Source organism: Sphingomonas sp. CARO-RG-8B-R24-01, from assembly GCF_022662295.1.
In the GTDB taxonomy this organism is placed as follows: Bacteria; Pseudomonadota; Alphaproteobacteria; order Sphingomonadales; family Sphingomonadaceae; genus Sphingomonas.
The window spans coordinates 634,572-654,797 of the sequence record NZ_JAKNQI010000001.1 but is presented as its reverse complement, the minus strand read 5'-3'; the positions used below and the strand labels follow the sequence as shown (position 1 = coordinate 654,797).

General features: G+C 66.9%; 23 protein-coding genes. 14 read left to right on the top strand and 9 right to left on the bottom strand.

Features of this window, described 5'->3' with window-relative positions; genetic code table 11:
• Positions 1-191 precede the first annotated feature (191 nt).
• The 6 genes from L8G49_RS03160 to queE all read left to right on the top strand — a co-directional run bounded on the left by L8G49_RS03160 (position 192) and on the right by queE (position 5,622).
• Positions 192-1,391, top strand: a complete 1,200-nt coding sequence (locus L8G49_RS03160; protein ID WP_242182392.1) for an aspartate aminotransferase family protein — start codon at positions 192-194, stop codon at positions 1,389-1,391.
• 145 nt (positions 1,392-1,536) lie between these two features.
• Positions 1,537-2,454 carry an ornithine carbamoyltransferase gene (gene argF, locus L8G49_RS03155; protein WP_242182832.1) on the top strand — a complete coding sequence of 306 codons (918 nt, stop codon included), beginning with the start codon at positions 1,537-1,539 and terminating at the stop codon, positions 2,452-2,454.
• Between the two features lie 153 nt (positions 2,455-2,607).
• Complete coding sequence (locus L8G49_RS03150; RefSeq protein ID WP_242182390.1) at positions 2,608-3,555, top strand: Hsp33 family molecular chaperone HslO; 948 nt, start codon at positions 2,608-2,610, stop codon at positions 3,553-3,555.
• 83 nt (positions 3,556-3,638) lie between these two features.
• Complete coding sequence (locus L8G49_RS03145) at positions 3,639-4,073, top strand: DUF3617 family protein (protein ID WP_242182388.1); 435 nt, start codon at positions 3,639-3,641, stop codon at positions 4,071-4,073.
• Between the two features lie 213 nt (positions 4,074-4,286).
• Positions 4,287-4,985 (top strand): 7-cyano-7-deazaguanine synthase QueC, encoded by a 699-nt coding sequence (gene queC, locus L8G49_RS03140; RefSeq protein WP_242182385.1) that lies wholly within the window; start codon positions 4,287-4,289, stop codon positions 4,983-4,985.
• 4 nt (positions 4,986-4,989) lie between these two features.
• Positions 4,990-5,622 (top strand): 7-carboxy-7-deazaguanine synthase, encoded by a 633-nt coding sequence (gene queE, locus L8G49_RS03135; RefSeq protein WP_242182383.1) that lies wholly within the window; start codon positions 4,990-4,992, stop codon positions 5,620-5,622.
• Positions 5,623-5,762: 140 nt separating this feature from the next.
• Here the strand turns inward: queE and L8G49_RS03130 are convergent, their stop codons facing one another.
• From L8G49_RS03130 to lipB, 3 genes are all read right to left on the bottom strand, one after another.
• Positions 5,763-6,437 (bottom strand): hypothetical protein, encoded by a 675-nt coding sequence (locus L8G49_RS03130; RefSeq protein WP_242137565.1) that lies wholly within the window; start codon positions 6,435-6,437, stop codon positions 5,763-5,765.
• Positions 6,438-6,607: 170 nt separating this feature from the next.
• A complete protein-coding gene (locus tag L8G49_RS03125) occupies positions 6,608-6,874 on the bottom strand; it encodes a hypothetical protein (RefSeq protein ID WP_242137564.1) in 267 nt (88 codons plus the stop codon).
• Positions 6,875-6,963: 89 nt separating this feature from the next.
• Positions 6,964-7,650: a lipoyl(octanoyl) transferase LipB gene (lipB, locus tag L8G49_RS03120; RefSeq protein WP_242182830.1), complete on the bottom strand. Its 687-nt coding sequence runs from the start codon at positions 7,648-7,650 to the stop codon at positions 6,964-6,966.
• Between the two features lie 135 nt (positions 7,651-7,785).
• On the opposite strand from lipB, the gene L8G49_RS03115 reads away from it, so the two are divergent.
• Positions 7,786-8,622 (top strand): hypothetical protein, encoded by an 837-nt coding sequence (locus L8G49_RS03115; RefSeq protein ID WP_242182381.1) that lies wholly within the window; start codon positions 7,786-7,788, stop codon positions 8,620-8,622.
• Between the two features lie 8 nt (positions 8,623-8,630).
• Entirely contained in the window at positions 8,631-9,368 is a 738-nt protein-coding gene (locus tag L8G49_RS03110; protein WP_242137562.1) for a hypothetical protein, read from the top strand.
• Here L8G49_RS03110 and L8G49_RS03105 read toward each other — a convergent pair.
• The 3 genes from L8G49_RS03105 to L8G49_RS03095 form a co-directional block, all read right to left on the bottom strand.
• Entirely contained in the window at positions 9,341-9,931 is a 591-nt protein-coding gene (locus L8G49_RS03105) for a GNAT family N-acetyltransferase (RefSeq protein ID WP_242137561.1), read from the bottom strand. The genes L8G49_RS03110 and L8G49_RS03105 overlap by 28 nt on opposite strands.
• Positions 9,932-9,945: 14 nt before the next feature.
• Positions 9,946-10,791 carry an oxygen-dependent coproporphyrinogen oxidase gene (gene hemF / locus L8G49_RS03100; protein WP_242182379.1) on the bottom strand — a complete coding sequence of 282 codons (846 nt, stop codon included), beginning with the start codon at positions 10,789-10,791 and terminating at the stop codon, positions 9,946-9,948.
• Between the two features lie 236 nt (positions 10,792-11,027).
• Positions 11,028-11,483, bottom strand: coding sequence for a tRNA (cytidine(34)-2'-O)-methyltransferase (locus L8G49_RS03095; RefSeq protein WP_242182377.1), 456 nt, complete (start codon positions 11,481-11,483; stop codon positions 11,028-11,030).
• Between the two features lie 189 nt (positions 11,484-11,672).
• Between L8G49_RS03095 and petA the strand changes: the two genes are divergently transcribed.
• The 5 genes from petA to L8G49_RS03070 all read left to right on the top strand — a co-directional run bounded on the left by petA (position 11,673) and on the right by L8G49_RS03070 (position 15,608).
• Positions 11,673-12,248, top strand: coding sequence for a ubiquinol-cytochrome c reductase iron-sulfur subunit (gene petA, locus L8G49_RS03090; RefSeq protein ID WP_242137558.1), 576 nt, complete (start codon positions 11,673-11,675; stop codon positions 12,246-12,248).
• A gap of 10 nt (positions 12,249-12,258) precedes the next feature.
• Entirely contained in the window at positions 12,259-13,563 is a 1,305-nt protein-coding gene (locus tag L8G49_RS03085) for a cytochrome b N-terminal domain-containing protein (protein WP_242182375.1), read from the top strand.
• A 14-nt stretch (positions 13,564-13,577) separates the two neighbouring features.
• On the top strand, positions 13,578-14,396 hold the full coding sequence (locus L8G49_RS03080) for a cytochrome c1 (RefSeq protein WP_242182373.1): 819 nt from the start codon (positions 13,578-13,580) through the stop codon (positions 14,394-14,396).
• A gap of 164 nt (positions 14,397-14,560) precedes the next feature.
• Positions 14,561-15,091: an adenine phosphoribosyltransferase gene (locus L8G49_RS03075; protein WP_242137555.1), complete on the top strand. Its 531-nt coding sequence runs from the start codon at positions 14,561-14,563 to the stop codon at positions 15,089-15,091.
• Positions 15,092-15,173: 82 nt separating this feature from the next.
• Positions 15,174-15,608: a hypothetical protein gene (locus tag L8G49_RS03070; protein ID WP_242182370.1), complete on the top strand. Its 435-nt coding sequence runs from the start codon at positions 15,174-15,176 to the stop codon at positions 15,606-15,608.
• A gap of 128 nt (positions 15,609-15,736) precedes the next feature.
• On the opposite strand, the gene L8G49_RS03065 is transcribed toward L8G49_RS03070, so the two are convergent.
• Positions 15,737-16,186: a MaoC family dehydratase gene (locus tag L8G49_RS03065; RefSeq protein WP_242137553.1), complete on the bottom strand. Its 450-nt coding sequence runs from the start codon at positions 16,184-16,186 to the stop codon at positions 15,737-15,739.
• A gap of 150 nt (positions 16,187-16,336) precedes the next feature.
• On the opposite strand from L8G49_RS03065, the gene L8G49_RS03060 reads away from it, so the two are divergent.
• Positions 16,337-17,368 carry a hypothetical protein gene (locus L8G49_RS03060; RefSeq protein ID WP_242182368.1) on the top strand — a complete coding sequence of 344 codons (1,032 nt, stop codon included), beginning with the start codon at positions 16,337-16,339 and terminating at the stop codon, positions 17,366-17,368.
• 80 nt (positions 17,369-17,448) lie between these two features.
• On the opposite strand, the gene L8G49_RS03055 is transcribed toward L8G49_RS03060, so the two are convergent.
• On the bottom strand, positions 17,449-18,708 hold the full coding sequence (locus L8G49_RS03055; protein WP_242182366.1) for a nucleotide pyrophosphatase/phosphodiesterase family protein: 1,260 nt from the start codon (positions 18,706-18,708) through the stop codon (positions 17,449-17,451).
• A 41-nt stretch (positions 18,709-18,749) separates the two neighbouring features.
• A complete protein-coding gene (locus tag L8G49_RS03050; RefSeq protein ID WP_242182364.1) occupies positions 18,750-19,904 on the bottom strand; it encodes a hypothetical protein in 1,155 nt (384 codons plus the stop codon).
• Between the last annotated feature and the right edge of the window lie 322 nt (positions 19,905-20,226).

The following is a 20,226-nucleotide window of genomic DNA, read 5'->3' as shown; positions in this document are numbered from 1 at the left end:
TTGCCTGCGGCAGCATCATATCTGCCTCCTTCTTTCTTCGTGTCTTTGTGGCTTTGTGCGATCATCCCTTCCTGCATCGACCCGGGCAAAAGCGCCCAACACACGGTGTTGCGCTCCGCCCCCAATCTCCGTAAAAACCGTGATCGGGCGACCGTACAGGTCGCCCTTTTGCTTTTTGAAGGAGACGCGTCGTGTCGACCCCAGCCCTGATGCCCGTTTACCCACGGTGTGGCGTGCGTCCGGTGCGCGGCGAGGGCGTCTATCTCTACGGCGAGGATGGCGCGCAATATCTCGACTTCGCCGCCGGGATCGCGGTCAACGCGCTCGGCCACGGCCACCCCAAATTGGTCAAGGCGATCGCCGACCAGGCCGCAACGCTGATGCACGTCTCCAACCTCTACGGGTCCCCGCAGGGCGAGCATCTCGCGCAGCGGATCGTCGAAAGCTCGTTCGCGGACACCGTGTTCTTCACCAATTCGGGCACCGAGGCGGTCGAATGCGCGATCAAGGCCGCGCGGCGTTATCACTTCGTCACCGGCAATCCGCAGCGCACCACGTTGATCACCTTCAACAACGCGTTCCACGGGCGCACGATGGGCGCGATCTCGGCGACCAACCAGCCCAAGATGCGCGACGGGTTCGAGCCGTTGCTGCCGGGCTTCGCCTACGCGCCGTTCAACGATCTCGAAGCGGCGCTCGCGTTGATCGACGACACGACCGCTGGCTTCATGGTCGAGACGGTCCAGGGTGAGGGCGGTGTCTCCGCCGCGACGCCGGAGTTTCTTCAAGGGCTGCGCAAGGCGTGCGACGAGCATGGCCTGCTGCTGGTGCTCGACGAAGTCCAGTGTGGCTATGGCCGGACCGGCAAGATGTGGGCCTATGAGCATTACGGCATCACCCCCGACATCCTGTCCTCGGCCAAGGGCATCGGCGGCGGCTTCCCGCTCGGCGCGTGTCTCGCGACCGAGGAAGCGGCCAAGGGCATGGTGTTCGGCACGCATGGCTCGACTTATGGCGGCAATCCGCTCGCGATGGCGGCGGGCGAGGCGATCCTCGACGTGATGCTCGAACCCGGCTTCCTCGAGCATGTGACGGCCATGGGCGACCGGTTGCGTACGTCGGTCGAGCAGTTGATCCCCAATCACGACCAGCTTTTCGAGGGCGTCCGCGGCAAGGGCCTGATGTTCGGCATCAAGCTCAAGGACGCCGCGGTCGCGCGCGATTTCGTGGCGCATCTGCGCGATCATCACGGGCTGCTGACGGTTGCGGCGGGGGAGAATGTCGTCCGCGTGCTCCCGCCGCTGGTGATCGAGGAAGCGCATATTACCGAATTCGTCCAGAAGCTCAGCGACGGCGCGCGGGCGTTCACGGCGATGGCGGCGGCGGCGTGAGCGCGCAAGTCTCCCTCTCCCCGCTTGCGGGGAGAGGGTCGGGGAGAGGGGCAGTGCCTGACACTGCCGTCCGAGTGACTGCCCCTCTCCCGCGCTTCGCTGCGCTCGCTTGCCCTCTCCCCGCAAGCGGGGAGAGGGAGGCATGATGCGCAATTTCCTCAGCCTCTCCGACGCGGGCCCCGATGGTGTCGCCGCGATGCTCGCCGATGCGCTCGACCGCAAGGCCGCGCGCGCGGGCTGGCCCAAGGGCAAAGCCGACGCAGACGCGCCGCTTGCCGGGCACACGCTCGCGATGGTGTTCGAGAAGAACTCGACCCGCACACGCGTCAGCTTCGACATGGCGATCCGCCAGTTGGGCGGGAACAGCGTGATCCTCGACGCGGGCACGACCCAGCTCGGGCGCGGCGAGACTGTCGCGGATACCGCACGCGTCCTGTCGGGCTATTGCGATGCGATCATGCTGCGCACCGACGATCACGAGAAGCTGGAAGAGATGGCGCGGTACGCCACCATCCCGGTGATCAACGGCCTGACCGATAATTCGCATCCGTGCCAGATCATGGCCGACCTGCTGACGCTGATGGAAGCGGGCAAGCCGCTTCCCGGGCTCAAGGTCGCATGGCTCGGCGACGGCAACAACGTGCTCGCGTCGATCATGGAAGCCGCCGGGCTGATGCAGTTCGACGTGGTCGCGGCGTGCCCGCAGGGGTTCATGCCCGCCGACAGCGACGTCGCGCTCGGCAAGGGCCGTGCGCGCGTCGTCGGCACCGCCAAGGAAGCCGTCGAGGGCGCGGACGTGATCGTCACCGATACGTGGATCTCGATGGGGCAGGACCATGCCGAGACCAAGCTGAAGGCGATGTGGCCCTATCAGGTCGACGCCGCGCTGATGGCGACCGCCAAGCCCGACGCGAAGTTCCTTCACTGCCTCCCCGCGCACCGCGGCGAGGAAGTGACCGCCGAGGTGATCGACGGGCCGCAATCGCTGATCTGGCCGGAGGCGGAGAACCGGCTGCACGCGCAGAAATCAGTGCTGCGGTGGTGCTTCGGGCAGATCGGTTGATTGGGGGCTGGGAGTTCCTATCTCCTTGGTTCTGTTGTCCCGTTTAGTTCCCCACCGTTCGGGCTGAGCGAAGTCGAAGCCCCATGCGTGGCGCGGGCCCTTCGACTTCGCTCAGGGCGAACGGTTAGGTGACGTAATCGCCGCGAGAAAATCATGACCCCCGTTCCCACCAGCCCCGTCTCCCCCACCCCCACCGACACCGACCGCGCGATCGGCTTCACCATCCCCGCGCGCCACGCGCGCGGCCGGATCGTGCGGCTCGCGCCCGTGCTCGACACGATCCTCGCCGCGCACGCCTATCCCGCGCCGATCGAGGCGTTGCTGACCGAGGCGCTGACGCTTGCCGCGCTGATCGGCTCGACGCTCAAGGAGGCGGGCGGCCAGCTCACGATGCAGGCGCAAACCGAGGGCGGGATCGTCAAGCTGCTGGTGTGCGACTATCGCGGCGGCGAACTGCGCGGCTATGTCGATTTCGACGCGGACCGCCTCGCCGAGGCACCCAAGGACCCGACGTTGTTTGCCTTGTTCGGCAAGGGCTATCTCGCGATCACCTTCGACCAGGCGGATACCGGCGAACGCTATCAGGGGATCGTCCCGCTCGACGGCGATTCGCTGAGCGAGGCGGCGGAGCATTATTTCCTCCAGTCCGAACAGATCCCGACGCTGATCCGCGTCGGCACCGGTCCGCTCGGACGCGACGGGCGCGTCGCGGGCGGGCTGCTGCTCCAGCATCTCCCCGAAGGCGAAGACGGGCGCGACCGGATCCATACCCGGCTCGACCACCCGGAGTGGGAGCATGTCGCGATCCTCGGCGGGACGATGAAGCCCGAGGAGCTGGCGGACGCATCGCTGTCGCTGGAGACGCTGGTGTGGCGGCTGTTCAACGAGGAAACCGAGGTCCGCGTCCAGGGCGAGACGCGGTTCGTCCGCGGCTGCCGCTGCTCGCCCGATTACATCGCGTCGGTGCTCGCAAAGTTCCCGCCCGAGGAACAGCGCGACATGGCGGACGACGACGGGATGATCGTGGTCGACTGCGCCTTCTGCGCGCGCAAGTTCCCGGTGCCGGCAGCGCTGGAGATTGTTACGTCTCCGTCATTGTAAGTCGGGCGGAGGTCCCCAGATAAGGGACTGGGGCCATTGCCACGACGCAGCGGGCGTATGGCGGGCCAATCGGGGTCGACGCGATGAGATGGACGAGACGGGGAACGACGCTGGTATGCGCCAGCGGGATCGCGCTGGCGTTGGGAACCGGGTTCGCCGTCGCTGCGCCCGGCGCCAAGCCCGCATTGACCGCCCTGGCGCGGGTCGAGCGGGGCCAATGGCAGCTGAAGACCGTCGATGACGGCGTGTCGCGCACCCTGTGCCTCGCCGATCCGCGCACGCTGATCCATTACGAGCATCCGATGGAGCAGTGCCAGCATGCCGTGGTCAAGAACGACATCGACACCACCACGGTCCATTTCATCTGTCACAACAGCCACGGCCAGACGAGCGTGAAGGTTGCCACGCCACGGTCCTTCAACATGGATACGCAGGGCATCATCAACGGCGCGCCGTTCGAGGAAACGTACGAGGCGCGCTACGTCGGCGCGTGTGCGGGTGACCCAAAGGCGCATTGAGCCGCGCATCGTTAAGAGTAAGTTTACGATTCGCGCGTAGAGCAGAGACTGCATTCCGTGATGGAAGGCTTTCCTCCTGATACGCCCCCCCAATCGGGCATCCCCTGGGTCGCTTACGGGCGGCCCATTTTTTTGGCCATCTGCCGGGGGAGGATCCCGCAGGCGGGGCGGCGCTTGCGCTTCGGGAGGGTGGCGCTTACCTACCGGCGCATCATGACAGATGAAACGACCCCGCAGGTCGCCCCGGCAGCCGTCGTGCTGGTGTCGGGCGGACTAGACTCCATGGTATCGGCAGCGCGCGCGCGGGCCGATGGATACCGGCTCTTCGCGCTTTCGGTGGATTACAACCAGCGGCACCGGCTGGAACTCGAGTCCGCCGCGCGGATCGCCGAGCATCTCGGGGCCGAGCGGCATATCGTCCTGCCGCTGGACCTGTCTGCCTTCGGCGGATCCGCGCTCACCGCCGATATCGCCGTTCCCAAACAGGGCGTCGAACCCGGGATACCGGTCACGTATGTCCCCGCGCGCAACACGATCTTCCTGAGCCTCGCGCTTGGCTGGGCCGAGGCGGCAGGCGCCCGCGACCTGTTCATCGGCGTCAATGCGCTGGATTATTCCGGCTATCCCGATTGCCGCCCCGAATTCATCACCGCGTTCGAGGGACTGGCCGAGCTCGCCACCAAGGCCGGGGTCGAGGGCGAGCCGTTCAGGATCCACGCCCCGCTGCAACACATGACCAAGGCCGACATCGTGCGCGAGTGCGCGGCGCTCGGCCTCGATGCGGGGATGAGCTGGTCGTGCTACGATCCGACCCCGGAGGGCCTGCATTGCGGGACGTGCGACAGCTGCCGCCTGCGCAAGAAGGGGTTCGAGGACGCCGGCCTGCCCGACCCGACGCGCTACGCGGTCTGAGCGGATGAGCTATGCGGTCAAGGAGATGTTCCTGACGCTCCAGGGAGAGGGCGTCCAGGCGGGGCGGCGCGCGGTGTTCGTGCGGTTCGCCGGATGCAATCTGTGGTCGGGGCGCGAGCAGGACCGCGCCAGCGCGATCTGCCAGTTCTGCGATACCGATTTCGTGGGAACCGACGGCGCGGGCGGCGGGCGCTTCGCCGACGCGGCAGCGCTGGCGGCCGCGGCGGTGGCCTTCTGGGGGGAGGGCGCGGTCGAACGCTTCGTCGTGCTGACGGGCGGCGAACCGATGCTCCAGATCGACGATGCGCTGGTCGATGCGCTGCATGCGGCCGGGTTCGAGATCGCGATGGAAAGCAACGGTACGCTCGCGGCGCATCCGGGGATCGACTGGGTCTGCATCAGTCCCAAGGCGGGCAGCGTGGTCGTTCAGCGCAGCGGGGACGAGCTCAAGCTGGTATGGCCGCAGCCGGGCAGCGACGTCGTCGCGCTGGAGACGTGGGATTTCGCGCATCACCTGATCCAGCCGCTCGACAGCGCAGCGGCGGCGGAAAATCACGCCGCGGCGATCGATCTGGTGATGGAGCGGCCGAAGTGGCGCTTGACGCTGCAGGCGCACAAGGCGCTGGGGCTGCGGTAAGCGCGCTGCCGGGACGAAGCGGCACCCCGGCGAAGGGCGATGCCGTCGGGCCGGGGCGACGGTTGCATTGCGGGAACGTGGCAGCGCCGGCCTGTGCCGGGGTGACCGAAAGCCCCCCGGCCAGACCCATCAGGAGCGTATCAGCGCGGCGTCAGCGTGTACGCGCCGCACTTGCGTTCGACCCATTCGCCACGCTTGGTCCAGCACATCTCGTCGAGGCGCGGGACCGAGACGCGGTTCTCGATCCGCGGGCGGCGCGCGAACCGCTGTTCGCCCCAGGGGGTGAGCGAATTGCGCAGCGTGCCCATGTCGTTGATCGCGACCTTGTAGAGCTCGCCGCGTGGTGCATAGGCGGCGTTGGTCGCGATCTGCGAGGCGGTCTGGCAGAAGCCATATTGCGCGCCGACCGTCGTGAACGACGAATAGGTCCGCGTGCCGAACCGATCGAGCGCGGCCTGGCCGGCCTTGAGACCCTTGTTGGTGCGGTTGAAATATTTGACGAGCGTGTCGAACGCCGACTTCAGCTCGTCCTTGTGATTGTTGATCATCACATTGTAATTCTCGACGTTGAGCAGCGTCGGCTCGAACTGGCATTGCAACGCCGCCACGTTCAGCGCCGAGCGCAGGTTCCACACCAGGTTGGCGCGGACCTCCGCCGGGGTCGCGTCGGGCAGCGCGAGCTGGCCGGGCTCATCGCCGGTAATCGGCGGTGCCGTCATGTCATGCGACTGGAAAAAGAATTGCGCCGAAGCCGGGGTTGCCAGCGCGGCGCCGCAAGTGGCGGCCAGCGCGGCCAGAATACGCAACACGGTCATTCATTCCCTCTCATATCCCGCTTTGGCGCCTACGGCCTTTTGCGGTGCAGCCCAACTCTTTTAACCAATCATTTCGTCGCAAACCAACCACAATTCGAGCCCGTGCCGGAATCGAAAGGGCCGCCCGGTTTCCCGGACGGCCCTGGATATCATCATTCCCGAAAGAAGGATTACATCGCGTTCGTGGTCGTGGTCGTGGTGTTCGACGTCATCGTGGTGTCGTTCGCCATCATGCCACCGTCGTTCGCCATCGCGCCGTCGGTCGACGTCATCGTGTCGTTGGCAGTCGTCGTCGACATCGTGTCGGTCGAGTTCATGTCGGTGACCATCGTGTTGTCGGTCGTCGTCGTCTCGGTCTTCGGGGTGCAAGCCGAAATCGCGATCGCTGCAACAGCGATCATCGAACCAGCAGCGACCTTGGAAATGAATGCACGCATTGGAAAGCTCCCTAGATATATGGATTGGTAGGCCTCGAGACCTTTAATACCCAAACCGTGGTGGACATTAGTCGTATTACGTCTGGCCCTCAAGCCATGTTTTGCCGCCCCAAAGAATGAGTTTCTAGGAAGGCTGGAAGGCGCAACGCGAGGGCGGTGTCAAAAGTTGCAAAATCGGTCGGCGCACCGAGGGCGGCGGCGCTGGTTACGGCGAAGTCCGCGAGCCCGCACGGCACGATCCCGCCGAAATGCGCGAGGTCCGGGGACAGGTTGACCGAGAAGCCGTGCAGCGTCACCCACCGCCGGACACGCACCCCGATCGCGCCGATCTTGGCCTCGGCCGTACCACTTGGGGACAAAGCGTCCGGCGCCATCGTCCAGATCCCGATCCGGCCGGGCGCCCGAAACGCGGCAATGCCGAGATCGCCGAGCGTATCGATCACCCAGCCTTCCAGCGCATGGACGAACTGCCGCACGTCGCGTCCGCGCCGCGTCAGGTCGAGCACGACATAGCCGATCCGCTGCCCCGGTCCGTGATAGGTATAGCGCCCGCCGCGACCGGTATCGATCACCGGGAACTGCGGGTCGCGCAATTCGGCGGGGTCGGCGCTGGTGCCGCCGGTATAGACCGGCGGATGCTCGAGCAGCCAGATCAGCTCGCGCGCGGTTCCCTCGGCGACGGCGACGGCGCGCGCCTCCATCTCGGCGACGGCGACCTCGTAGGCGATGGGGGCGGTGGCGATGCGCCACTCGATAGCGTCGGGGAGATGGTCCACGCAGCAGCGATTGCGCCAGTCGCGCGCGCTGCGCAAGTCATTGGCAAGCTGTCTGGCCATAGGCTAACAGCGCGGCATGGCCTTCGCCCGGGGGGAGCGTATAGGCTCCGGGATCTAGCGACGGGGAGACGCGACATGATGGCGACGATGAGTACCGTGTGGGACCGCACGAGCGCGTTCGTCGCGGATCATCTGGCCGCGCTGGCGCCGATCGTCCTGTTCGGCATGTTCGTCCCGCTGGCGCTGATCGGCAATCTCGTCGCGGTGATGGGCGCGGTCGGGCTGACCGGCGGTTGGGTCGTCGGCGTGGTGATCGTGCTGCTGTCGCTCGCCAGCAACTGGGGGGCGATCGCGGTGACCGCGCTTGCGCTCGATCCCGCGGCCGGACGCAGCGGGGCGATCCACACCACGAATCACCGCTTTCTGCCCGTCGTCGGCGTGAACGTCCTCGCGCTGATCGCGCTGTTCGTCCTGTTCCTGCCGGGAATGGTCGGTTTCTCGCTGAGCGGGATCCCGATGACCCAGATGACCGGCGAACAGCCCTCGCTCGATGCGATCAATGGACCGATGGTGCTGTTCGCGACGCTCTACACGCTGGTGCTGCTGCCGGTGCTGCTGTGGCTGGTGGCGCGCCTGTCGGTGCTGAACGCGACGATGGTCGCGGAACGGCGCGGGCCGGGGGTGTTCGGCCGCTCCTTTGCCCTTACGCGCGGGAGCGCGCTCAAGATCATGGGCGTGCTGCTGCTGTATCTCCTCGTCTCGCAGATTGCCGGGCTGGCGGCGCGGATGGTGGCGGGGGCGGTGTTCGGGCTGCTGCTGGGCGGCGTGGGGCCGCTGTCGGCATCCGCGATCCTCACCGCGCTGGTCGTCGCCATGGTATCGACGCTCTTTTCGGTTCTGGCGGTGGTGTTCCTCGCCAAACTCTACCTGGCGCTGCGCGATGCGCGCGCGCCGATCCTCGAGGCTGCATGAAACAGGGTATGACGAGACTCGATATCGGCGCCGTGCTGCGCGACGCCTGGGCGATGGCGAAGCGCGACCGCGACGTGCTGCTGGGGGTCTGCGGGCTGTTGCTGCTGGTGCCGCAGGTGGCGCTCGCGATGTTCGTTGCGCGGCCGCCGGCGCTCCCGGGGGCGGCGGAAGAGATGACCGCCTGGCTCGCCGCGGTGCAGGCCTGGTCGCAACTCTACAGCCTGCCAGTGATTGTCCTGTCGATCGTGCTGCTGCTGGGGAGCGCGACGGTGCTGTCGCTCTACCTCGACCGGTCGCACCCGACGGTGCAGGCGGCCGTGTTGCGCGCGCTCAGCTTGTTGCCGCGGGTCGTGCTGCTGTCGCTGTTGATGTCGTTTCCGGTCAGCGTGGGCACGCTGCTGCTGTTCCTGCCGGGCCTGTATCTGCAGGGGCGGTTGCTGCTGGCGTTGCCGCTGCTGATCGATACCCCGTCGATCGGGGTGATCGCGGCCTTCACGCGCAGCTTCGCGCTGACCCGGGGGCATGGCCTGATCCTGCTGGGGGTGGCGTGCATCACCGTGTTGCTGGGGGACATTCTGGCGTTGCCGTTCCGCAGCGTCGGCGCGGCGCTGCAGGGCGCGCCGCTGGCCAATCCGGTCGTCGCCGCGATGCTGGAGGTCGGCGCGGCCGCCGGCGTGACGATCGGCATGGTCGCGACGCTGCTGATCCAGGTCGCGCTCTACCGGCGTCTCAACACGGGGACGTGAGGCGCCGCCTCGGGCGGGAGATGTCCGCTCAGGCGCGGGTCGACGAAGGTCTCGACCGTGCGGCGGACCGGCTCGAACCCCTGTTTGCGATAGAAGTTGAGCGCGGAGGGATGGTCCAGCGAGCAGGTGTGGAGCCATACCCGGGTGACGTCCTGGTTCCAGGCACGCGCGAGCGCCTCCGCCATCAGCCAGCGCCCCAGCCCGCGTCCGGCAAGTTCGGGAATCAGCGCGAAATAGGAGATCTCGCACGCGCCGTGTTCGCGGAAATCGAGCTCGACCATCCCGACTTCGATCCCCGCCGCATCGATCGCGGCGAAGACCTGTACGGCGGGGTCGTGGATGATCCGCAGCAACGCCGCCTGCTCGATCACCAGCCGCGAGAACCATAGCCACGGCGCCCCGACCCGGCGGAACAGCGTGCGATATCTGTCCGGATCGGGCGCGGGCCAATGGACCAGTCGCAGCGGGGCGGCGGGAAGCGGACGCAGCGGCGGCCGCTTGCGCATCTCGAGCGTCGTCACGACGGTGGCGACTTCATTCTCGCGGACCGGGATCAGCGCCATGCGCGGTGGTTCCGTTACGACCAGGTGGCGAGCGGGGGCAGGCTCATCAGGATCGCGTCGATGTTGCCGCCGGTCTTGAGCCCGAACAAGGTGCCGCGATCATAGACCAGGTTGAACTCGGCGTAACGCCCGCGCCATTCGAGCATCTGCGCGGTGTCGGCGGACGTGAAGGGAAGGTCCATCCGGCGGCGCACGATCCGCGGATAGACGTCGAGGAAGGCCCGGCCGATGTCCTGGATGAACGCGAAATTGGCGTCGAACGCGCCCTCCAGGTGATCGCAGAAGATCCCGCCGACGCCGCGATGGACCTTGCGGTGGGGAATGTAGAAATAGTCGTCCGCCCATTTGGCATAGCGGTCGTAATAGTCCGCGCCGTGGGGATCGCAGGCGGCCTTGAGCACCGCATGGAATTCCTCGGTATCCTCGGCATAGGGCAGCGGCGGGTTGAGATCCGCGCCGCCGCCGAACCAGCGCTTGGTCGTGACGAGGAAGCGCGTGTTCATGTGGACCGCGGGGACGTGCGGGTTCGCCATGTGCGCGACCAGGCTGATCCCGGTGGCGAAGAACTGCGGGTGCTCGGCGGCGCCGTGGATCGACTTGGCGAACTCGCCTTCGAACGTGCCGCCGACGGTCGAGACGTTGACGCCGACCTTTTCGAACACCTTGCCCTTCATCACCCCGCGCACGCCCCCGCCACCTGGCGATCCGTCGGGATCGGTGCGGTCCCACGCCGTGTAGTCGAAGTCCGCGTCCGATCCGGCCTCGCGTTCGATGCTGACGAATTCGGCGCAGATCTGGTCGCGCAGGTCTTCGAACCAGTGGCGGGCGCGGGCTTGTTCGGGGTCGAGGGCGATGTCCACGGGTGGCTTGTCCTGTTGTGGTGGGAAGGGCGGTGTACTCGTCACGGCGTCGGCGGCGGGCCATTGGTAGAAGTGCTTAGGGGGCGGCTCGTTCGATCATTCCATTTTCTTCCGACGTCATCCCCGCGAAGGCGGGGATCCATACTGGCTGCCCAGGCCTGCTGAGATCAAAGGTTGCGCTAATGGATTCCCGCCTCCGCGGGAATGACGGAGCGGGGAGGGCGGACTAGGAAACGTCACGCCGTCTCCGGCCACCCGCCGGTCTGTCGTAGTGCCTCGGCGATGCCGATCCCCGCGGCGACCGCGATATTGAGCGAGCGCATCCCCGGCGCGAGCGGGATCCGCACCGCGACGTCCGCCAGCGCATGGACCGTATCGGGCACCCCGCTCCCCTCCGACCCGAGCAGGAGCGTGTCGGACGACTCGAAGGTTGCCGCATCGAGCCGCGTCCCCCCGCGCGTGGTCAGGAGGACGATCCGCCCCGGCACGGTCGGCAGGAACGCGTCCCAATCGGCATGGCGAGTCACCTGGACGACGTCGGCATAATCCATCCCCGAACGCGCGAGCGCCTTGTCGCTCCAGGTGAAGCCAGTCGGTTCAATCACATCGACCGGAACGCCGAGGCACGCGCCAAGACGAAGAATGGCGCCGACGTTTCCGGCGATATCGGGCTGGTACAGGGCAATGCGCATTCATGCCCGCTACCACGCTTAAATTGCTGTTGGCAAAACGACGTTGCGCCGTCTAACAAGCCATGTCCTTATGGCAGCGTCCAAAGGACGATCGGACGGCGGAGGCATACGCCTCTGGCTTTCCCAATATGAAACGAACGACCGTCGCCGTGAGCAGATGGGCGAGGGCAGAGGTACAAGGGCTAATCAATGGCAACAGTCGATTCCGCCGTGCCACTTGGGGAAGATCCCGCTCCATTTCATGAGGAAGTGCCGCGTCGTCGCGATTTCCTCAACATCGCCGCGATCTCGGTAGCCGGGGTAGGCGGCGTCGTCGCCATCATCCCCCTGATCAACCAGATGAACCCGTCCGCCGACGTGCTCGCGCTGTCGACCACCGAAGTCGACCTGTCGAAGATCGAGGCGGGTTCCGGCATCATTACGTCCTTCCGCAAACAGCCGCTGTTCGTCCGCAACCTGACCCCGGCCGAGATCGCCGCCGCCGACAAGGTCGCGCTATCCGAGCTGCGCGATCCGCAGACGCTGGAGCAGCGGACCAAGGGCAAGAAGAACTGGCTGATCACGCTGGGCGTCTGCACGCATCTCGGCTGCATCCCGCAGGGGATCGTGGCGAGCGAGAATCGCGGCCAGTATGGCGGCTATTTCTGTCCGTGCCACGGTTCGCAATACGATACCGCGGCGCGCATCCGCAAAGGCCCGGCCCCGAAGAATCTCGCGGTCCCGGACTATAAGTTCACGTCGGCAACGACGGTCACGGTGGGTTGAGGATAGAACGATGAGTTTTCCCTGGGCCAAGCATTACGCACCGCAAAGCGGGTTCACCAAGTGGATCGACGAGCGCCTGCCGCTCCCGCGCCTCGTCTATGGCGCGGTCGGCGCGGGCTATCCCGTGCCGCGCAACCTCAATTACTTCTGGAACTTCGGGGTGCTCGCGGGCGCCGCGCTCGGCATCCAGATCATCACCGGCATCGTCCTCGCCATGCATTATGCCGCCAACGGTGGCGTGGCGTTCGATTCGGTCGAGCACATCATGCGGGACGTCAACGGCGGCTGGTTCCTGCGCTATGCACACGCGAACGGCGCTTCGATGTTCTTCATCGTCGTCTACGTCCATATCTTCCGAGGACTGTTCTACGGGTCGTACAAGGCCCCGCGTGAGATGATCTGGCTGCTCGGCGTGACCATCTTCCTGCTGATGATGGCGACCGCCTTCATGGGCTATGTGCTTCCGTGGGGGCAGATGAGCTTCTGGGGTGCGCAGGTCATTACCGGCTTCTTCTCGGCGATCCCCGTGGTCGGCGAGACGATCCGGGTCTGGCTGCTGGGCGGATACGCGCCGGACGATGCCGCGCTCAACCGCTTCTTCTCGCTGCATTACCTGCTGCCGTTCGTGATCGCGGGCGTCATCATCATGCACATCTGGGCGCTGCACATCCCGGGGTCGAACAATCCGACCGGGGTGGACGTCAAGGGCGAGCAGGACACCGTGCCGTTCCATCCCTATTACACCGCGAAGGACGGCTTCGGGCTCGGCGTGTTCCTGCTGATCTTCGCCGGCCTCATTTTCTTCGCGCCCAACTATCTCGGCCATCCGGACAATTATGTTCCGGCCAACCCGCTGCAGACGCCCGCGCACATCGTGCCGGAATGGTATTTCTGGCCGTTCTACGCGATCCTCCGCGCGTTCACCGTCGATTTCATCCTTCCGGCCAAGCTGTGGGGGGTGCTCGCGATGTTCGGGTCGATCCTGCTGCTGTTCTTCCTGCCATGGCTCGACAGCTCGCCGGTGCGCTCGGCAAATTACCGCCCGGTGTATCGCACCTTCTTCTGGGTGCTGGTCGCCGACGTGCTCGTCCTCGGCTATTGCGGGGGATCGCCGGCCGAGCCGATCTACGTGATCCTCAGCCAGATCTGCGGCGCCTATTATTTCGCGCATTTCCTGATCATCCTGCCGATCGTCGCGCGGACCGAGCGGCCGCGTCCGCTGCCGAACTCGATCACCGAGGCGGTCCTGGCGGGCAAGGGGGGCACCAGCCCGACGCACAGTGCGGTGAGCGGTAGCCCGCTTCCGGCCGAATAAGGGGCAATTCGAGCATGATCCGCTATATTTCCTGGGCCGTCGGGGCTGCCTTCGTCTTCGTCCTCGGGCTGGCCCTGTTCAGCTCGGTATCGGGACTGATCACCGACCCGGTCGCCGCCACCGCGACCGACGTCTTCCACAAGCATCCCAAGGAGCTCGAGCTCGCCTCGAACGGCTTCTTCGGGACGTATGACCAGCGGCAGCTCCAGCGGGGGCTGCAGGTCTACAAGGAAGTCTGCTCGAACTGCCATTCGCTCAAGCACGTCGCGTTCCGCGACCTCACCCAGCTCGGCTATTCGGCGGGTCAGGTAAAGAAGTTCGCGGCCGACTGGGGGACCAAGGCGCAAGTGTTCGACCCCAAGACGGGCGACAAGACCGAGCGGCCGAACACGCCCGCCGATCCGTTCCCGACGGTCTATTATCCCGGCCTCGGCAACCCGCCAGACCTGTCGCTGATCACCAAGGCGCGGCATGAGGGCACGCCCTATGTCTATTCGCTGCTGACCGGCTATGCGCCGCAGCCGGCCGAGCTGCTCAAGAAGTTCCCCGACGCGAAGACGCCCGACGGGCTGTATTACAACCCGTATTTCGCGAACCTCAACATCGCGATGCCGCCCCCGCTGACGCAGGACGGCCAGGTGACCTATCTCGACGGGACCAAGTCGACGGTCGACCAGAATGCCAAGGACGTCGCGGCGTTCCTGACTTGGGCGGCGGAACCGAACCTGCCCGCGCGGCATGGGGCTGGGATCGCGGTCCTGCTGTTCCTGCTGGTATTCTGTGCGCTCGCCTACGGCGCGTACCAGAACATCTGGCGCGACATCAAACACTGATCGGCAGCCGCCGATCGGCGCCGGCCGATCGCTGGTAGGGACGGGCGGCGCGGACAGGGTCCGGGCCGCCCGTTTTTGCGTGGCGCGTTTTTGCGTGAAAGCGCGCTGGCTTCCGGGTACGAGGCGGCCCCGGCCCTGGCCGACGTGACGAGGGATGTCCGACCGTGAACGATGACCTGAAGGCCTTGATCCGCACCATTCCGGATTTCCCCAAGCCGGGAATCATGTTCCGCGACATCACGACGCTGTTGCTCGACGCCGCGGGTTTTGCCGCATCGATCGACCGCATGGCGGCGGCCACCGCCGGCCCGGTCGATCTCGTCGCGGGGATCGAGGCACGCGGGTTCCTGTTCGCCGCGGCGCTGGCGGCCCCGCTCGGGGCAGGCGTGTTGCTGATCCGCAAGGACGGCAAGCTGCCCGGCGTGACCATCGCGGAGGATTACGCCCTCGAATATGGCACCGACCGGATCGCGATCCATGCGGATGCCTTCGCACCCGGCAAGCGCGTGCTGCTGGTCGACGACCTGATCGCCACCGGTGGCACCGCGCGCGCGGCGGTACGGCTGCTCCGCAAGGCGGGGGCCGTGGTCGAGCAGGCGCAGTTCCTCGTCGACCTCCCCGATCTGGGCGGCGCGGCGGCATTGCGCGGCGACGGGATTACGGTCGATTCGCTGGTTGCCTTCGCGGGCCACTGAGCGGGGCGGCGGAACGACGCCTTGATCCAGGGGTTATCCCAGGTGAAGCTCGACCAATGCCGGGCCCATCGAAAGCCCCGCCATGTCGTTTCTCCACGCTCTTTCCGCCCGTCCGCTCGGCAAGCTCGCGCTGGCTGCGGCGGCCCTGACCGCAACCGTCGGCCTGTCGGCGTGCAACGAGGGCTATGGCTATTCGGGCGTGAGCGTCGGTTATGCCAGCGCCGGCTGGGATCCCTATTACGGCGGGTATACCGGGGACCCGTATTGGGGCTGGAACAACGACTATTATTATCCGGGCACGGGCTATTACGTCTATGACCGTGGCAACCGCCGGCATCGCTGGAACGACCAGCAGCGCGGCTATTGGCAGGGGCGTTCGCAGGGCTGGCGCGGCGCGAACCGCGAGATGCGCCCGATGTGGCGCGATTACGGAATGCAGGGCCGGCCGGGACGCGGCGGGTTTGGCGGTGGTCGACCGGGTGGCGGGCGGCCGGGTGGCGGCCGTCCGCATCGCTGATCGCGGGACGCGACGGGACGGGCAGCGTGGTGCGCGCCCCGTCCCGACCTGTCCGTCTCCTAAGTAACCTCGCTCGCACCGCACGAAGGCGCGCGGGCGCCATCACCGCGAGACGCTGCGCTCAGACCCTAGACTGCCGGCCGCGTCCGGATCAGCCCGGTCGAGATGAACGTCATCACCGCCACATCGTCCTGGTTCAGCACCGTCATCCGACTGCGATAGCTGCCCATTTCGGGACGGCTCCGGGACGGGCGCTTGTCGAGGATTTCGGTTTCGCAGCGCAGGGTGTCGCCCGGATAGACCGGTTTAAGCCAGCGCAACTCGTCGATCCCGGGCGAGCCGAGCCCGGCCTGTTGGTTCGCCTCCAGATTGGCGACGACCATCGCCATCGTCATCGCGCAGGTATGCCATCCACTCGCGGACAGCCGACCGAAATGCGTCGCGGCGGCGGCCGCGTCGGAGAGGTGGAAGGGCTGCGGATCATACGCCTTGGCGAAGGCAACGACCTCCTCGCGCGTGACGCGATAGCTGCCGAAGGCCTGTGTGGTGCCGACGGCGATGTCTTCGAAATACTGCATGGCATAGGTGTCGGACGGTTGATCGCCGGTGACAAGCCCGGAAAGCAGACACCATCGGGGCACGACCGTGTCCGACCGATTTTGCCGACGATCCTATACGCTTGCCCGCGACCAGAGCTTGCGACACACTGCCACCGGGGGAGTGTCGGTATGAAGACGGTGGTATTGATGGTGGCGCTGGCGGTTGCCACGCCCGCGGTCGCGCGCGATCTTCAAGTGCCGGCGGACAAGGGCTGGCAACACGCCCAGACCGGTCTCATCCTGATGTCCCGGCTGGCCGGCATGCGTCGGACCGGACTGAGCGATTCGACGCAGGGCGAACAGGACGTGGCCGCACAGTTCGCGGCACCGGATGGCAGCGTTCAGGCGACGCTCTATCTGTTCCATCCCGCTGTCGTCGACGTCAGCCTCTGGTTCGACCGGTCGCAGCTCGCGCTCAGGCGCCGCGATATCTTTCGCAATGCGACGGCTGCGACCGCCCAGCCGATCAGCTTCGCCGCCGCGGGCGCGCATGCCGCGACATCCTTGCGACAGCTTTTCGCGACCCCCGGGAGTGCGCTCAGCAGCACCGGACTGGCCATCGTTCCGCTCGGGGAATGGGTCGTCAGCATCCGGATCAGCGCGACGACGTTGAACGCCGCGCAACTCGATACCCGTCTGCAACAGCTGATCGCGGAGATCCGCTGGCCTGCCGCGGATACGCAAGCGCGTATCGCGGCGCCGATGACCGCCTGCACGACGCCGTTGCAGTTTGGCAAGGCGAAGGTCGCCAAGCCGAGCGGCGCGGACCTGTTGATGACGCTTATGATGCAGTCGGTGGCGGCAAAGGCCAGGGCGGACGACAAGACCCCCACGCCGCCGTCCCCGCCGTCGCTCTGGTGCCGGGCTGCCGAGGCGAACGCGGATTATGGCGTGTATTGGTCCGACAGTGGCGCGCAGGGGTATGTGCTCGCCCTGGGCGATGCAGGTCGCGTTGTCAGCGTCTATCCGTCGGTCATGGGTATGGTGGACAAGACCGGAACGTACACCGTGTCGTTGCAGGACGTGGATGGTACGGTATCCGCCTATCCGTCCTTCACCGCGCTGCCGACGCCATCGCAGGTCTGGGCGCTCGTCGGATCGGGAAAACGCACCGGGACGGCGAAGGGCGGCGCCATCACGATCGACCCGAAGGCGATGTAACCCCGTCGCGCATGCGATCGCCGCACCGGCGCGTCCGGCAGCGATCGTTCTGCGCTGCGCCTGTCGCGCGCGTCCCGCCGTTACCGCGCCAGCGCCGGCCGGAACGGCGCGTCATCGCCGTCCAGGGCGCCGTCCGCCGGCAGGCCCAGCAGATCGCGCAACAACGGTGCGACGTCGACGTTGTCGAACCCCGCCAGGGTGCCGAGCGGCTTGATCGCGGGGCCATTGGCGATGAACAGCGCCGCCATCTCGGGCGCCGCCGGATCGAAGCCGTGCGCGCCGCCCGCCGTCGGATGATCGACGGGCGCGTCCTTCGTCAGCGCCAGCCAGCCGGTCTCGGCGAGACAGACGAAGGCCGGGACGCGCGCGTTCCGGCCGTAATGGAAGCGCGCCGGGATCTCGCGCTTGCGCCAGCATCGCAGGTGATCGTGCGCGCCGAGCAGCGCACGGGCGACCTCGGCCTCATGCCCGGGCATGGGATCGAGCCCGACATAGGGGCCATCGGTGATCGCATGGAAGCTCGCGGGCGGAAGCATACGGTCGATCCGGACGACGCGGTCCGCGCTGATCGCCGCCATCCCGTGATCCGCGACGATCACCAGATTGGCGGGCTGGCCGAGGTCGGCGAGCCCCGCGCGCAACCGGCCGATCGCGGTGTCGATGTCCTTGACCGTCGCGGTGACATGCGCGTCGGCGGGGCCGTATTTGTGGCCAGCGCTGTCGACCGCATCGAAATAGAGCGTCAGGAACCGTGGCCGTGTCGCGGCCGGGCGACGGAGCCAGTCGATCACCGCATCGACGCGCTGGCGATCATCGACCGCATGCGCATATTGCTGCCAGTCGTCGGGCCGGACGCCCTTCCAGTCGACGTTCGAACCCGGCCAGAACATCGTCGCGCTGCGGATCCCGGCCTTTTCGGCGGTCACCCACAAGGGCTCGGCCTCGGTCCACCAGAACGGGTCGTCGGTCTGCATCGTGAACACCTCGCCCGGGCGGCGGGCATCCTCCATGCGATTGCCGACGATGCCGGTCCGGTCCGGGCGCAGCCCGGTGACGAGCGTATAATGGTTGGGGAAGGTGATCGACGGGAAGCTCGGTCGCATCGCCGCGCTGATCCCGCCCGCCGCGAGCGCGTCGAGATTGGGGGTGACGCCGCGGTTGCGGTAGTCCGGGCGGAAGCCGTCGATCGAGATGAGGATCGTGACCGGTGCGCGCCGCTCCGCCGCCACGACCGGGCTGGTTCGAGCCTGGTCGGGGCGGGGGGCATTGATCGGGGCGGTGACGCAGGCTTGCAGGGCGGCGCAGAGCGCGGCGGCGACGATACGGGTGGTCCAACGCATCGCTCGCCCTTGCGCCAAAACCGCGTCACTTCAATGACATTTCACCGCGCCAGCGACACTTTCGCGAACAGGCTCAGGCTGACCGGGAACGTGCCATAAGCCTGGTCGAGCGCCCTGGGCTTGGCATAGACCCCGACCGCGCCGCCCAGCGCCGCATCGAACGGCCCGACCAGCGGCAGGCGATAGGCATAGCCGCCTTCCAGTTTGTTGACCCGGAATTTGCGGTCGTGGAGCGGATCGCGCGGGTCGGGGAACAGCTCGTCATTGGCGACGCTCTCACCGCGCGCGAACAGCGTGTTGTGCCGGTCGAGATCCCAGTTCGCCTCCGCCAGCCACGCGCTCAGCACGCGGCCGGGCAATTTGTGCTTGGCGGAATAGGCGACCAGCGTCGCGATCCTGCCGCTGGCATATTGCACGCTCGCGGTGGTGCGGGCCTCGTCACGGAACGCCTCGAGCTGTTCGGGGCTCTTGAGCCGCCCGTGGCTCGCCTGGAGCGCCCAGGCGGGCGAGGGAGTCCAGGTCGCGCGGACGCTCCACGAATCGAGGCTCGGGCGCTCGATTCCCCAGCGATACTGGTTTGGCTCGCGGCCGCGGAACGCCGAGGCCTCGAGCTGCCAGCGCGGCGCGGCATAGCCCGCGGTGAGGACGCCATAGGTGATATGCGTGCTGTCGAACCAGTGGTGCGTGATCGGCGCCATCGGTTGATAGGTCGCGGACGCGCGGTGCATGAACGCCGAGGGGCCGAGCGCTGGCTCGGCGACCGGGCCGCCGTAGAGGAACGCAGCGCCTTTGCCGGCGTCGACGTCGATCCGCGCGGACAGCTCCATGAACAGGTCGTGCGGATGCTGGCGGTCGACCAGCTGCGTGACGCCGTCGGCGGTCTCGCCGGTCGCGAACAGGTTGGGATAGCCCTTGGCGCCCATCGCGGGCTCGAGGCTTAGCATCGTTCGCAATTGCAGCCGCGCGCCCGTGCCAAGGCCGCGGGTCGCCGACAGCATCGCCATCGACTGGACGAAAAGGTCGGCGTCGCCGCGCGGTCCGCCCTGGTCGGTATAGGTCGCCCAGGCATAGCCGTGGAGCATCAACGCCCAGTCGCCCGCCATGACATGCTCGCCGAGCATCTGCCCGGCGTTGGCGGGGTTGCGCGCGGTGCCCGAGCCTTCGCCATACGCGCCGTTCATCGGGAGCATCGTCATGCCGGGCATGGCGGGCATTGCGTCGCTGGCATGGCCGGCCCCCTCTTCCTTCCCCGGCGAAGGCCGGGGCCCAGTCGTGGTGTCCATGGGCATCGTATGCTGCGCGTGGTGATCGACGTTGCGCGACTGGGCCCCGGCCTCCGCCGGGGAAGCGGACGTGGGGACAGGGTTGGTTCCGCCCGCGACCGATCGAGACTCGCCCCGCGCCACGCGTACGTCCTTCCCCGGGGCAGGCCGGGGCCCAGCCGTGGTGTCCATGGGCATCGTATGCTGCGCCTGAAGATCGACGCTGCGCGACTGGGCCCCGGCCTCCGCCGGGGAA